At 36.2% G+C, this 15113-nt stretch carries 13 protein-coding genes; 4 read left to right on the plus strand and 9 right to left on the minus strand.

The features are described 5' to 3' along the window. The first annotated feature begins 100 nt into the window (after positions 1-100). Entirely contained in the window at positions 101-1195 is a 1095-nt protein-coding gene (meaB, locus tag OGZ34_RS22145) for a methylmalonyl Co-A mutase-associated GTPase MeaB (protein WP_263361769.1), read from the plus strand. Between the two features lie 53 nt (positions 1196-1248). On the opposite strand, the gene OGZ34_RS22150 is transcribed toward meaB, so the two are convergent. The 3 genes from OGZ34_RS22150 to OGZ34_RS22160 form a co-directional block, all read right to left on the minus strand. Next, positions 1249-3192 carry an LTA synthase family protein gene (locus tag OGZ34_RS22150; RefSeq protein WP_263361770.1) on the minus strand — a complete coding sequence of 648 codons (1944 nt, stop codon included), beginning with the start codon at positions 3190-3192 and terminating at the stop codon, positions 1249-1251. Between the two features lie 57 nt (positions 3193-3249). Continuing rightward, positions 3250-3477, minus strand: coding sequence for a hypothetical protein (locus OGZ34_RS22155; protein WP_017495128.1), 228 nt, complete (start codon positions 3475-3477; stop codon positions 3250-3252). A 113-nt stretch (positions 3478-3590) separates the two neighbouring features. Then, positions 3591-4976 (minus strand): MATE family efflux transporter, encoded by a 1386-nt coding sequence (locus tag OGZ34_RS22160; RefSeq protein WP_173966153.1) that lies wholly within the window; start codon positions 4974-4976, stop codon positions 3591-3593. 189 nt (positions 4977-5165) lie between these two features. Here OGZ34_RS22160 and OGZ34_RS22165 point away from each other — a divergent pair, with 189 nt between their 5' ends. Beyond that, entirely contained in the window at positions 5166-5669 is a 504-nt protein-coding gene (locus OGZ34_RS22165; RefSeq protein ID WP_173966154.1) for a hypothetical protein, read from the plus strand. 169 nt (positions 5670-5838) lie between these two features. Beyond that, positions 5839-6774 carry a DUF6268 family outer membrane beta-barrel protein gene (locus OGZ34_RS22170; RefSeq protein WP_263361771.1) on the plus strand — a complete coding sequence of 312 codons (936 nt, stop codon included), beginning with the start codon at positions 5839-5841 and terminating at the stop codon, positions 6772-6774. Between the two features lie 175 nt (positions 6775-6949). On the opposite strand, the gene OGZ34_RS22175 is transcribed toward OGZ34_RS22170, so the two are convergent. From OGZ34_RS22175 to OGZ34_RS22200, 6 genes are all read right to left on the minus strand, one after another. Further along, positions 6950-7663, minus strand: coding sequence for a LytR/AlgR family response regulator transcription factor (locus OGZ34_RS22175; RefSeq protein WP_263361772.1), 714 nt, complete (start codon positions 7661-7663; stop codon positions 6950-6952). Between the two features lie 158 nt (positions 7664-7821). Beyond that, positions 7822-8871 carry a sensor histidine kinase gene (locus OGZ34_RS22180; protein ID WP_263361773.1) on the minus strand — a complete coding sequence of 350 codons (1050 nt, stop codon included), beginning with the start codon at positions 8869-8871 and terminating at the stop codon, positions 7822-7824. Positions 8872-8995: 124 nt separating this feature from the next. After that, positions 8996-9595: a porin family protein gene (locus OGZ34_RS22185; RefSeq protein WP_263361774.1), complete on the minus strand. Its 600-nt coding sequence runs from the start codon at positions 9593-9595 to the stop codon at positions 8996-8998. 174 nt (positions 9596-9769) lie between these two features. Then, entirely contained in the window at positions 9770-11542 is a 1773-nt protein-coding gene (locus OGZ34_RS22190; protein WP_263361775.1) for a cytochrome-c peroxidase, read from the minus strand. Positions 11543-11636: 94 nt separating this feature from the next. After that, entirely contained in the window at positions 11637-13088 is a 1452-nt protein-coding gene (locus OGZ34_RS22195; protein WP_263361776.1) for a PhoX family protein, read from the minus strand. Between the two features lie 193 nt (positions 13089-13281). Further along, entirely contained in the window at positions 13282-14163 is an 882-nt protein-coding gene (locus OGZ34_RS22200; protein WP_263361777.1) for a PPK2 family polyphosphate kinase, read from the minus strand. 108 nt (positions 14164-14271) lie between these two features. On the opposite strand from OGZ34_RS22200, the gene OGZ34_RS22205 reads away from it, so the two are divergent. Further along, entirely contained in the window at positions 14272-15108 is an 837-nt protein-coding gene (locus OGZ34_RS22205; RefSeq protein ID WP_263361778.1) for a DUF6929 family protein, read from the plus strand. Positions 15109-15113: the final 5 nt, after the last annotated feature.

Raw genomic sequence — 15113 nt, forward strand, 5'->3', positions numbered from 1 at the left:
TTGCAGCTTTGAACCTTTGTACCTCTGCACCTTTGCAAAAAAAAATCCTTTTTGAAACTGTTTTTGTTTTCTGTACTTTTACACTACCAAAAAGTATATTTTGTCAGCTTCAGAAAAACGATCAGGTAGTTTACACGAAAAAGCCGGAATTTCTCCTCCAGAAATCACCAATGTTACCGCTATTCGTCAAATCAAAAAAAACAGAAGACAACAACCTTCTTCATCTGAATTGATTGAAGGTATCTTATTAGGAAATATTACCGCGTTGAGTCGTGCAATTACTTTGGTGGAAAGTACTAATCAGGAACATGTTGCGAAAGCAAACGAGGTTGTAAACGGTTGTTTACCGCATGCCAATCGATCGATTCGTATTGGAATCACAGGGGTTCCTGGTGTTGGAAAAAGTACTTTTATTGAAACTTTTGGAAGCTACCTGACACATTTAGGAAAAAAAGTAGCCGTCTTGGCCGTTGACCCAAGCAGCTCGATTTCGCATGGAAGTATTTTAGGAGATAAAACCCGTATGGAAGAACTTGTAAAAGACGAAAATGCTTTTATCAGACCTAGTGCTTCCGGAGATACTTTGGGCGGCGTAGCGCGCAAAACAAGAGAATCAATTATTTTATGTGAAGCTGCAGGTTTTGACACAATTGTTATTGAAACAGTTGGTGTGGGTCAAAGCGAAACCGCTGTTCACAGTATGGTCGACTTTTTTCTATTACTCAAAATTTCCGGTGCCGGCGACGAACTTCAGGGTATTAAACGCGGCATTATGGAAATGGCTGATGCCATCGTAATCAACAAAGCAGATGGCGACAACATCAAAAAAGCCAATCAGGCAAAACTCGAATTCAACAGGGCTTTGCATTTATTTCCTCCAAAAAAATCAAACTGGCAGCCAAAAGTAACGACTTGCAGCGCTGTTACCAAAGATGGCATTTCAGAAATTTGGAATACGATTTCCGATTATACAGAAGCAACCACGGCATCAGGTTTCTTTCAGGAAAGACGAAAAGAACAAAATCAATTCTGGATGATGGAAACTATAAACGAGCAACTACGACTAAATTTTTACAATCAGCCCGAAATTATAGCTCAATTGGAACAAAACAAAAAAGCAGTGCAAAACGATGAAATTTCACCTTTTGCAGCTGCTCAGAATTTGTTGGAATTGTATTTTAGAGATACTAAATAACTGAGGTTATAAGGTTCTGAGTTTTTTTTATTCTTAGAAACTTAGCACCTTAGCTACTTAGTCCCTTTTCCTCTTAACTTATACTTATTCTCCTTATATAAATTTCCTGCTGTAATTACATGTGCCAAAGCATCTTTTGCTAGGTCTTCATTTAATTTAACCGGAATTAGAGTGGTATCATTTTTAATTTCAAACTGTAGCGGTTTCAAATTAGGTTGCATAATAACGACTTGATTTTCGACTCTAAAAGCATTGATATCATTAAACTGCATGATAGCTCTTCCTTGTGTTTTCGCATCCAGTTTGTTTAGATTTCTTCCAACCATAGGTGTTTCAAACGGAAGTCCCAAATAACTCAACAAGGTTGGTGGAATATCAATCTGACTGGCCAATTTACTGTAAACGGCTCCTTTTTGAACGCCAGGTCCCATTATAAGAGCGGGAATGTGAAACTTATTAATTGGCACTAAATTTTTACCATACGTTCTGGTGTTGTGATCTGCGATTACAATAAAAATCGTGTTTTTGAAATAAGGCTCTTTTTTAGCCATTTCAAAAAATTTCCCAATCGAGAAGTCAGCATATTTCATAGCATTGTTTACGGTTGCCGGTTTGGCATCATAAGGTTTGATTCTTCCCGCAGGATACTCAAAAGGCTCATGATTGGAGGTCGAAAACATTAAAGAAAAGAAAGGTTTGTCTCCTTTTGCTTTAAAATAGTTATTGGCTTTGGTTACCAGATCCTCATCTGAATATCCCCAGGTTCCTTTAAAAGCATATTTGTTCCCATCAGATTCAAAATCTTCCTGGTCTACGATATCCTGAAATCCATTTCCGTTAAAAAAGGATGCCATATTGTCAAAATTTGCCATTCCACCATAAATAAAACTGGTGTCATATCCTTTTTGTTTTAACGCATCGGCCAATGTAAAAAATCCTTGCTGTGAGTTTCCTAATTTCACTACACTTTCTGAAGGTGAAGGTAAAAATCCAGTCACTACCGCTTCGATTCCGCGTACACTTCGCGTTCCTGTGCAATACAAATTGGTGAACAATAAACCTTCTTTAGATAGTTTATCAAATTCAGGTGTTAGTGGTTTTCCGCCCAAAATACCAACGTACTCCGCCCCTAAACTTTCCTGTAGAAAAATAACCAGATTGTATGGTTTCTTCAAAAGCGTGTCCGGTTGCTGTACATGCAGAAATGGAATTTCAGCGTCTGTAAAATCACCAGGTCCGGCCAACATGTATTTTTTTACACGAGCGATTGCCTCGGCTTCTTCCATTTTACCATACATCTTGGTATTTCCTTCATTTTTAATCGAGTAAGCTGCAAAAGCTACCGTATAAAAAGAATTCAATCCCAAAGTATTGGTTAACTGATCTGTTGAAAATACAGCATTACTCGCATTGATCGGGCGTTTTGAAGTAAGACTTGAACGAGCTCCAAAAAACAATAAAAAAGCCAATAATGGAAAAACCATCAATTTAAATTTATAGTCAGCACTGCTGGTATAGAAGTATTTTTTTCCCTTCTTGAAAGCAAAATACAGCACTACTCCTAAAATTAAAAAAGTCACGATGATCGAGGTCAGATAACTTTTTAAAAGCATTCCGACTACTTCTTTAGGGTAAATCAGGTAATCTAAGAAAATTTTATTCGGACGTGTGTCGTATTGTTTTACAAAATCCGGTGTTGCCAACTCCACAAAAAGAATCAGAAACAGGAATAAAAAGCTGTAAACTACAAGGAATTTATTGGTAAACTTTAATGCTTTATTGGGCAAAAAAGTAATTAAAACTGCCGGCAGGAAAGACATATAACATAGTAAGATCATATCCATTCGAAGTCCGATTGGGAAAATGTACCAGAAATTTGGCGTTTCTACTACTCTGTCTTTAAAAATAAAGAACAAAAATAATCGGCTTAAAGTAGTAATCAACAATCCAATTAAGATGAAATTGATGATGGGTTTTAAAAAACTTAATTTTTTCATTAGAAAGATTTAAATGTTTTTGGATTGGGGCCTATCATAAAGACACACTGTATGACTTTACTCTTCGTAACGGTTTATTTCCCGATCGTAAAACTCATTCGCTAAAACAATTAAACCCTCCATCTCTGCATTTAGCTCTGCTTCGTCAAGATCTTCGGCTTCTTCCATGAATTCTACCTCATCATCTTTTAAATTGATTATGAATCTTGGATAATCCAGGTGAATGATAAAAATATCATCTGGAAAATCAGTATTGTCTCCGAGTAAAAATTTAGGTAATTCCATTTTTATTTATTTATTATTTTATTTATTGGTTTACAGACTGCAATGATTTAAAGAGCTTTCAGGATACTTAGCGAATCCTTTTTATCTGTGGCTGATTCTTTTGCCGTTCAAATTTAAGTATTTGAAACTGAATTTCTGATTAATTTTTTGGTCAGGTAATGAAAACGAATATAAAGAAATATTGCTGCTGTGGTAAGTCCGGCCAAAAGTCCGATCCAGACTCCCTCTGCTTTTAATTCGGTATATTCAGCAAGATAATATGAAATTGGAAAACCAATTATCCAATAGGCTACAAAGGTAATGTACATTGGGATTTTCACATCCTGCAAGCCTCGTAAAGCTCCGAGAACGACAACCTGAATTCCGTCAGAAATTTGAAAAACGGCCGCTATTAAAAGTAATTTTGATGCAATGCCAATTACCTCGTTATTATCCAGAAGTTGACCTCCGTTTTCCATATTCAAAAAGATATGCGGCAGAAAATCATGAAACGCCACAAAAAGTATAGCGAAAAAGGTTTCAATTATAATCGCCAGTAAAAAGATCGAACGAGCCACCACAACTAAATTTTTATAATCCATTAAACCTCTTTGGTTACTCACTCTAATCATCGAAGTCACACTCAATCCCATCGCAAACATAAAAGTCATTGACGCCAGACTTAAAGCAATTTGATTGGCTGCCTGACTGGTTTTTCCAATGTTACCGCAAAGCCAGATAGAGGCAGTAAACAAAACCACTTCAAAAAGCATTTGCATTGCCGATGGAAATCCGATACTGATTATTTTTTTCAGAGTTTCTTTTTTAATTTCGTCAAAGCTGAAGTTTTTGAAGAAACGTTTCAGATCTTCTCTTCTCGACAGCATAATATGCATGAACATAACCAAAAATATTCTTGAAATTACAGTCCCCAAAGCAGCCCCAATAATTCCCATTTTTGGAAAAATCCAGATTCCGTAAATCAATACATAGTTAATTCCAACGTGGAGTACGTTGGCCATAATCATGGCGTACATTGAATATTTGGTCATCGAAAGTCCGTCAGCAAATTGTTTGTAACCCTGGTACACAATTAACGGAATTAAAGAGAAAGCAACCCAATCCAGATAAGGTTTTGCAAGCGCGATTACATCAGCAGGCTGTTGCAATAACTCCATTATCGGTTTTGCGAGAACAATAATTCCGAAAAGTAATAATCCTAAGAGTATGCATAAAAACAATCCGTGGTGAAATGCAGAACGGATTTTACCATCATTTTTTTCAGCATCTCCTTCCGCTACAATTGGTGTAATAGCGGTAGAAAAACCAATTCCTAACGACATAGCGATAAAAATCATACTGTTTCCTAATGAAACTGCCGCTAATTCTGTACTTCCTAACTTTCCAACCATTATGTTATCGACAATACCAATTAAGGTATGCCCGACCATTCCTAATATAATGGGATATGCTAATCTTAAATTATATGAAAACTCTTTGGTATACTGCTTTAAATTCACTTCTATTCTCTTTTAGTCGGCAAAGATAATCAGAAGCTTTGGATTCTTTGATACTATTAAAAACATAAGCAAATATTAAGGCTTTTTTAACGAACACAGATATTATATAACAATTACTAAAAATTATATAACAGGCCCCTGAGGTCTTAAAAGTATTTTTACAGTATTAGAAATTTAAAAAAGATGGTCATGAGAAATTTAAAAATGTTATGCCTCGCTGCTTTCGCTTTACTATACGCCAATACAACTTTCGCTCAGGACAGTGCCGTTAAAAACTATAATCAGGGCTTTAGATTAGGCTTTGGTTTAAATGGTGGTATCCCGACCGATAATGACTACAAATGGTCACTTGGTGGAGATGTTCGTCTGCAATATGATTTATCTAAAAGAACATCGTTGACCTTAACTACAGGTTTTACAAACCTTTTTATGAAAGACGAAGCAAAAGATCTTGGATTTATTCCTGCTAAAGCAGGTTTTAAAGCTTTTATCTGGGAAGATCAGTTTTATATTTTGGGAGAAGTGGGAGCTGGTTTTGCCGTAACTAACGGTTATAACGACACTACTTTTTTATGGGCTCCGGGAATTGGGTATGCCACTAAATACATCGACATTAGTGTCCGCTACGAAGATTATAACAAATTCAAAACCAATCAGGTTGCTTTGCGTTTAGCCTATGGTTTTGATTTATAAAAGTTAGGTTTAATTTATTTTTTTGTTTTTGGTATGAACCCGGTAGAGAGTAAGCTCTATCGGGTTTTGTTTTGTCTTTTACCATTGGTCAAAAGATAACTGCCATTAGTCAAATGATTTTTCCGGATTGGTTTAGAACGCGGTAATTCGCTGAAAAATTAATCCAATCATGAACAAAACAGTTTTTTATCTATCACAGCTTTTTATCTTTTTTCTGATCAGCATTTCTGCACGATCACAATCAAAATTTTCAGGAGAATTTAAAGTCGATTATGTTCCGTTTTCTAATTACGTACGCCCAATGGACAGTACCAAAACAAGCGCCGAAAGTAATTTTAAAAGGGCACAGATCGCATTCGAAGTGCCTCTTTCTTTAAAAATGGACCAATACAATCATCCAAGACTCTGGTCTCTTTTTATGGATGGAAGTTATGCCCGAATGGAAAATAAAAATTATGAAATTCCTTCTCTTCCGGTAGAATTCCAGGGCGGATTCCCTAATGAACTGCTGAATGCGCAAATTGGAGTCAAACACCTCCGCTCTATTTCTCCCTCCTGGTCTTTAATGGTTATGCTCTCCGTTGGTGTTTATACGGACATGGTCGAAATCAATAAAGATGATGTTTTAATTCAGGGTGGAGTTCTTTTTATCAAACAATTCAATCCCAATCTGGCTTTTGGTATGGGGCCGGTTTTAACCAATAGTTTTGGTGTTCCAATGGTGCTTCCCGGAATTTATTTTAATTGGGAATCCAGAGGTGCTCTGCATTTTAAAGTTGCATTTCCTGAAGGTTTAGAACTTGGGTATCGAATGTCTGACACTTTTGATTTGAAAGCGGTTGGAGAACTCAGCGGTATGACCGCAGAAACCAGGGTTGGAAACAAATCTTCGTTATTGGGATATCAGCAAATTATTGCGGGAATAAGGCCGCAGATTAAGTTTGGTAAACATTGGACTTTAGAACCGACTGCCGGAACGACTATTGTGCGAAACTTTTCTACTACGAGCCGAAAAATAAAAGACATTTTTAAAGAAAAGGATATTGCCAATCCAAGATTTACGACCACCTTTTATGGAGCGGTCGCTTTAAAATGGAAGTTCTAAAGCTATTTCCTAACTGTTGGAAATAAATAAACAGCAAGAAACAGCAATTTAACACCTAAAAAAATCTCCTCTATAACCGGCTTTGTTCGTTTATAGAGGAGATTTTTTGCGTTTTTTTAATATAAACTTATCTTTCTTGAAGGTAAATTTATTTTTTAGAAATTACCTCAACGGTTTATCTGCTTAGTAAGTTTTTATAAACTACCTCTTTCAATAAAGCTTCGCGGCGTGTTCTTGAAATGGGCAGTTCTTGTCCTTTTACGAACAATCGCCCACCGGCAACAGAATCAATATGGGTAATATTGACAAGGAAAGATTTATGAATTCTGAAGAAAATCTCTGTTGGAAGTGTTTCTTCTAAAGAGATCATTGTCTGATGAATAACAAGAACCTTGTCTTTAAAATGAAGTTTTGCATAGTTTTGCATGCCTTCGATATAGAGAATATCAAGCCAGGAAATTTTTTGAAAGCCTTCTTCCTGACGCACGTACAAATAAGGATCTAATTGATTCTGCTTCGGAGAAACTGTCATCTGATGCCATTGTTTTGCTTTTAGAGCTGCCTGATAAAAACGCTGAAACGTAATGGGTTTTAATAAATAATCAACCACCTGCAAACGGTAACCCTCCAGAGCATATTCCGAATAAGCTGTAGTGAAAATGACCAAAGGCGGATTATCCAGCGATTCCAAAAACTCTAATCCGGAGAGATAAGGCATATTAATATCCAAAAACAACAAATCAATCTGTTTTTCCTGAATGTAGGACGTGGCTTCTAACGCAGAGGCACAGGTACCCGCAACTTCAAGAAAATCAATTTTAGAGACAAAATCTACTATTCCGTTTCTTGCGATAGGTTCGTCGTCGATAACCAGACATTTCATGTTCATATTTTGATGTTTTTTATTATTTTTTTTCTCTCGCAGATCTCGCAGATCAGGCAGATTTTTTCTTTCTTTTCTACCCAATCAAAAATCTGCAATCGTTAATCTTCAATCTAAAATCTCTTAACTTCATGACATTGAGCTATTGGGAACGTTACACCCTTTTACTTTAAATCTAAAACCACCGTCACCGTAAAATCCGAATCGGTTTTATTGATATTTAGCTGGTGTTTTTCGGGGTATTGAATCGCCAGTCTTTTTTTGACATTTTCAAGTCCAAGTCCCTGATTTTTGGAAGGAATTTTATATTGCTCAGTATAGGAGTTTTCGATTTTAAATTGTAATTGCTTGGAAGTTTGCCTGCAGGATAAGTGTACATATCCCTTTTGATTAGGAAGTCTTGAAACGTGTTTAAAGGCATTTTCAATTAAAGGCACCAAAAGCAAGGGCGCAATCTGAAGCTGAGTGTCTTCGATATTCCATTTGCATTTTACTTCCAGTTCATTACCCCATCTTGTTTCTTCGACCGCAATTAGATCTTTGAGATATTTTATTTCGAGATGCAGTGGTACATATTCTTTGTTACATTCATACAATTGATACCGCAGAATATCCGAGAACTGAACGAGTAAATCCGATGCTAGTTTTACATTGCTCTGCATTAAAATATGGATATGATTGAGTACGTTAAACATGAGATGCGGATTGATCTGATCCTGCAAAATCCTGATTTGTGCTTCGAGATGCACTTGTTGCAACTGCGCATGATTTCTTTCTATTACATTGTGTTCCTGATAAAATCGGAGTCCGCAGGCGGTACCACAGATTAAAATAGCTGCGGGAGTACTTCCGAAAAACCTTGCCCATAAAAACTGTATCGAAGTCATGTTTGCTTCATCCGGATACAAGCGTCCGCGAGAATAGCTATTGGAAAAAACAGCATAGATACTGGCCAGACAAAAGGAAAGTACCAAAACTATAATGACGCTTTGTACAGCAAATAAAGCCATCCTTCTTTTTCGCAAGGCATTTGGCAACAACACATCACTTAAAAAATGTGCCAAAAGACATGAACACAATAAAACCAAAAAAGCCTGAAAAGCAGCCGATAAAAAGCCATAAGCATCTATCATCTGCGACCAGATCGTTATTCCGAGTATGCACCAAAAAAAGACTAAAAATATCCAATGTCTGTTTTTACTTTTTGTAATCATCTAATAGGGAATAAAAATTCATAAGAAAATTTAGGCTCAAAAATAGCCCTATATTTTTTAAACAAACAGCAAAGAACCTAAAAGATTCTTTGCTGCTAACTAGGTTCAACCAATAAATAAACCTTTAAAATATAAAATAACCAACGCTGACGTTAAACGAATTTGGCTTCGAGCTAAATTCTTTACTCAGATTATTTAATCCTCCCTGATAGGTAACATCTAAAGTAAACTTCCACATTTCGATTCCTGCCCCAATCTGATAGCCTATATTCGATTTATCAAATTTCCCATAGCTCGTCTTTAATTGGTTCAGCGAAGAAAAATTTTCATCCAGCACATAAGAATAAACTCCTCCACCAAAAACTCTAACATTCAGAGTAGATTGATCGATTACTTTGTAACCAATTAACAGCGGTATTTCGAGACTTCTCCAGGTTGCATTTTTAGAAGATGACTGGGCTGTTCTTTCAATTTTAGAAGATTTCTCACTATACAAAATTTCATTTTGAACATAGAAACGTTTGAAGTCAAAGCGGGCCATGGCACCACCGAAAAAACCAGCGGCATACTTTGAATCAAAACCATTTGAAACAGGCAGTTCAGAATAATTTGATCCTGCTTTTATTCCAACATGAATAGGGAGCGGAGATTGTGCATGCAGTTTAGAAGAGATTAAAGCAAATGCGAAAACAGTTGTAAGCAATACTAATTTGTACGTGTTCATGATAATAGTTTTTATTAATTTGATGCAAAGGAGCACAAACCTAAAACACTATTAAAATTAGTTTGATGAACGGCAGCTGGGTTTTGACTAACGGAAGTGTTAATTGACTTTTCATTACGCAAGAAACCCGACAGGTTCAAAAAGCTGTCGGGTCTAATTAAAAGAAACTATTTATTATTTCAAGTACTTTTTATCGGTCAAAGTTCTCATGAAAGCGATGAGCTGCTTTTTTTCCAAATCGGATAAGTTTAATTTGTCTTCCGGTAACGTTTGGTTCGGAACATCGAATCCCAGGCCTAAACCTCCTCCTTCGTTATAAAAATCAACTACCTCTTCCAGAGTTTTGTAAACGCCATTGTGCATGTATGGAGCGGTAAGTGTTATATTTCGGATAGTTGGTGTTTTAAACGAATTTTTATGAATCGCGGCCTGTGTAATTACAAACTTACCCAAATCTCCGTCTAGTTTTTTACTTTTATTCGGAACACCCAAAATTTCGCTTTCCGATCGGTCAAAATTAGGAGGAACAGTTCCATTGGTGAGCGGAATAAAATGACAGGTTGCACATTTGGCCTTCCCAGCAAACAAATTAAAACCTGCTTTTTCATCCGCTGTAAAACGCTCTTTGTTTTGCATATAAGCATCAAACTTCGAATCGTACTTACTTAACGAACGAATATAAGAAGCCAAAGCATTTTTGATCTCAAATTCATTTATTGCTCCTTTTGGAAAAGCTTTTTTGAAATCTCTCACATAGTTCGCATCCTTTTGAAGTACTAAAGCCGATTGCTCCAAAGAACCGTGCATTTCGTTTTCATTTTTAATCACGGCCACTGCCTGATCTTCGAGATAACTTACCCTTGAATCTGCAAAAAATACGCGTTGAAAAGCAATATTGTTAAGTGTCGGCGTATTGCGCTGAAGCATTGATTTTCCGTCTAATGAAACCGCTGTTTCCAATCCATCTGTAAAAGCTTTATCAGCATGATGGCACGAAGCACAAGAACGGGTGTTGTTACCCGATAAAACAGGATCGTTGAACAGTTTTTTTCCCAACGCAATTTTCTCCGGCGTTGTTTTATAATCCGGAAAACCTGAAAAAGCTTCGGGATCAAATGCCTCCGGATCGAATAATGTTTGTGCAGTAACTTTTAAACCTCGTTGCTCTTTCATGAGCGGAATCCCCAATTCAGATCTGGTTTGAAATAATCCTTTGCTTAGCGGATTGGCAATTTCTTTTATAAAATAAGCACGGTCAAAAGCGTTAAAGTTGGTATTTGTTTTTAAATACTGCTGCCCTTTCTTCAATATCCCGAGTACCTGATTTGAATTGGAAACCGCATTGTTTTCAACATAAACCTGATAATATTTTTCGATGGTTTCTAAAGCAACCAAAGCTTCGGGAAGTGAATTCAGTACAACCGGGGAATCAAATCCTGTAATTCCTAAAGTAACCATTCGGTATACTTCCAATCGCATGGCGTCAAAAACATGCGCATCCGTTAATTGATTTGAATTGGAAACTTTTTCCAGACGAACCAAATTAGCCGACAAGATACCCAATTCCTGAAGTAGTTCTTTTTTACTCTCTTTGTTGTACTTCGGAAAAACCAATTCCTCAATAACCTGAAATCCCTCGGGCGGAACTGTTACTTTATCATTTTCCTCAAACTCAGGTATTGCAGGACCGTTTATTGCTTTGGAAACGGCCGGCGAATAATACTCACTTATCATTTCGACCTTTTTATAACCTTGATGTGCTTCCAGAAATTGTCTCTGAATTTGTGCTTCGGTAGAATCTGACTGCACAGAATATTTAAGCTTAGCAACCTTCTCAATCAGTAAAGTAATATCAGACTGAAACAATTCATTTACTTCCTGATGTTTGTCTTTTTTCTGACAGGCTACCAATGCCAGCAGGAAAAACAAACCGTATATTTTTTTCATGTGTATTAAAAATTAAAAGGGAAATATTCAGAAAAACAGAAACCACTACCTCAAATTGAAATAGTGGATGACTGTTTTATAATGCTTTAAAAATTTATCTCGCTAAACCTTTAATCACTACAATTTGACTTGCTTGTTGCTCGTTCGGACGATTTGTTCCTCCGTCAACTCCTTTATATTTTTCACCAGTCCAGGTATGAGGCTGGATGCTTAGCATGAAAGTATCCGGAATACCCAACTGATCTGATACATCGATCATAGCACCGTATTCCCAATCTCCGAATTTTGATAGTTTACCTACGTTGTATTTGGCAGCATCAGCCTGAGTACGACGGTGATCTAATTCTAATACTACTTTCAATTCTTTTGTAGCAATATTGTATTGATAGATATAAGCATCGTGTGTTTCGTCACCGTATCCGTTTGCATCTTCCTGAACGTAAACATAGTTACTGGTTACACAAATATTATCCGGGTTTTGAAATTTCCCTGCTTTTCCACTGCGGTTATCTCCATCTAAAACCAATTCTAAAGTTCCTTTTAACGGATCGGCAGCATCAAGATTTAATCTGTAAACTCTACCGTATTTCGTTCTTGAAGCATCGGCATTCGTTCCTGTGATATCTTGTCCGGTTACGTTAAAATACAATTCACGGTCAGCATTGTTACCTCCTTTGCGGTAATCTAAATCTTCAACACGACCAAATTTGATTGCTTTCAAAGTATTTACAGATGCGTTGATCTGAGCTCCTGTTAAAGTAGTGTGGTTGTCAATTTTCACGAAAGAAACAGGATAAGTTTGATCCACAGTCATGTCTTTTTCTCTTTGGTTGCTGTCATTTCTTTTTAACATGTACAAAGATCCACCAGTTAAATCACCAACAATATTTGATACATACATAAAAACCTGACCTCCGTAAGTTCCAGAGTCATCGTCACCAATTACTACAACTGTTTTTCCTTTGTAAGCAGAAGAACGTAATGGTAAAGCATTTTCGGCGCTTAAACGTCCAAATCCTGATAATTCTTTAGATACTGATGCTCCTCCAGCACTAGCGTACGGATCTAAAGCATGTGTACGAGACTCTTCTCCTGACTCTCCACAAGTTAAATAAAGCGGTCCAAAACCATGTTCTTCTTTAGTAGCCATAGTAGCCCCACACAATCTCCAGGTTCCTCCACTAGAGTTTAACAAATATTCTCCTTTTGTAGGTTTGAATGTTTTGTCTAAAGTAATTCTCGAAACCGCAAAATTGTCTTCGTTGTTTACTAAGAAAGTAAAAGTTCCGTCGGTATTTTTCAATAGACCCGAACCATCAGCAGAACCTCCAAAAACAAATTTAGGACTGTCTGCAAAAACATCATCTGAACTAAAAAGAGAATAAATTTTCAAACTTTCAAATCCTGCCTGAGCTTTTATTAAACTTGGTGTTACAGATTGATCCTTCAGTACAACACTTGTTGTTTCTGCTTCGTCTTTAGAATCGTTATTACAAGATGTAAGTAACGAACCTAACATAATTAGGGGTAAAATAATTCTTTTCATTTAGTTAAAAATTGGTTTCTATTTTTTTTACAAAGTAATCCCCTACTCTTTAATTTAAAATGATTTAGATATTATCAAAAAAACAACAGTTTGCAAAAAAACTGCTTTAAAACAAAAAAAAGTTAACATTAAATTAGTACTACAAAACACTCATAAACTTGCAGTAACATTAAAGCAAAAAAAAGAGCCTTATTTAAGACTCGTTTTCTAATTGCTCTTTATATATTTTAATATTAGCCTTTATACTCTCCGGTAACTCAGGCTCTTTAATGTCGGTATGCTTCTGCATTTCTTCCCAAATGGTTTTAGCCACAATGTAACGGGCCATTTCTTTATCATCGGCCGGAATTACATACCACGGAGCATCTTTTGTCGAGGTTTTATTTATGGCCTCTTCATAATATTGTTGATATTCCTCCCAATGTGCACGTTCTTTCAAATCCGCAACCGAGAATTTCCAATTGTGTTTTTCTTCTTCCAATCGTCTTAACAAACGTTTACGTTGTTCCTCTTTACTCAAATGCAGGAAAAACTTCAGTACAATTGTTCCGTTTTGCGTAATATGCTTTTCAAAATTATTGATTTGCTCCATTCTGTCTTTCCAAAAATCCTTCGGAATATCTTCTACCTTTTCAATTCCGGGTAAATTTTCATTCAATATATACTCAGGGTGCACGCGGGTAACCAAAATATTTTCATAATGGGTACGATTAAAAATCGCATATTTCCCTTTTTCGGGTAAAACCACATAATGTCTCCACAAATAATCGTGTTCCAACTCTGCCGAAGTAGGCGTTTTAAAACTATGTACCACTACTCCACGCGGATTAAATTCTTTAAAAACTTCCCGAATCAGACTGTCTTTTCCGGAAGTATCCATTCCCTGCAGACAAATCAAAACGCCATATCTGTTATGGGCATACATGGCATCTTGCTGTTTACTCAATTTAGCCTGAACTTTATCGAGTTTAGCTTCTTTTTCCTCACTGTCAGCATCAAGGTCGAGCAAAGTAGGAATCTTTGATAATTTTATTTTATCTGTGATTTTAAAATCATTCGGATCTATTGATTTCATATTTATGAGTTTTTTCGTAATAGTAAATATACTATTTTTACAAAGCATATTCCTGCTGTTCCATGTAATACTTTCGGAGACAGCAATTTTATTTACAAAACAACATTCATGGAAAAATTCACCTTAGAAATATTAATTCAAATCATCGGAATCGGGTCGGCATCAGGATTATTCTTCAATAACAATTCACTTTATATTATTGGTGACAATAGTGGCTTCTTATACGAATACCACATGCAGGATCAGCAATTGAACGAACACCCTTTAATAGACAATCCAACAAAAAATATTGCAAAAAATCTTAAACCCGATTTTGAGTCTTTGACACATCATAACGATACACTTTATATTTTTGGTTCCGGATCTACCGAAAACCGAAACAAGATGATTGCATTCGATCTTAAAAAGAAAACTATACTGCAAAAAAATAATTTGGTTGATTTATATGCACTAATGCAAAGTTTTGGCGAAATAAAACAAGAAGACTTTAATCTGGAAGGTGCTATTTTCGATGGCGAGAACTGGTACCTGTTCAATCGTGGTAATGGAGTCTCGAACAAAAACACCATTTTTACTATCCATGCTAAAAGTCTGGGAGAAGAATTTGCTTTGGTTGCAACCAATTATAAGCTTCCAAAAATAAAAGGGATTCGCTCCAGTTTTACAGATGCTATTTTGGTGGAAGATAAAATCTATTTCCTTTCTACAGTAGAAAACACTAAATCAACTTATGACGACGGTGAAATTTTGGGAAGCTTCATAGGAAGAATCGACCTTAAAACCATGAAAATCGATTTTACTCAAAAAATTACGGCAACTAACAAATTCGAAGGTCTGACTTTTTACCAAAAAACAAATGATAAAATCGAGTTTTTGCTTTGCGAAGATAATGATACAGAGGTTCTCGAAACGAAAATTTATAAATTGAGTTTGCCTGTTAAATAAAACGA

The organism is Flavobacterium collinsii, from assembly GCF_946903285.1.
GTDB lineage: Bacteria > Bacteroidota > Bacteroidia > Flavobacteriales > Flavobacteriaceae > Flavobacterium > Flavobacterium collinsii.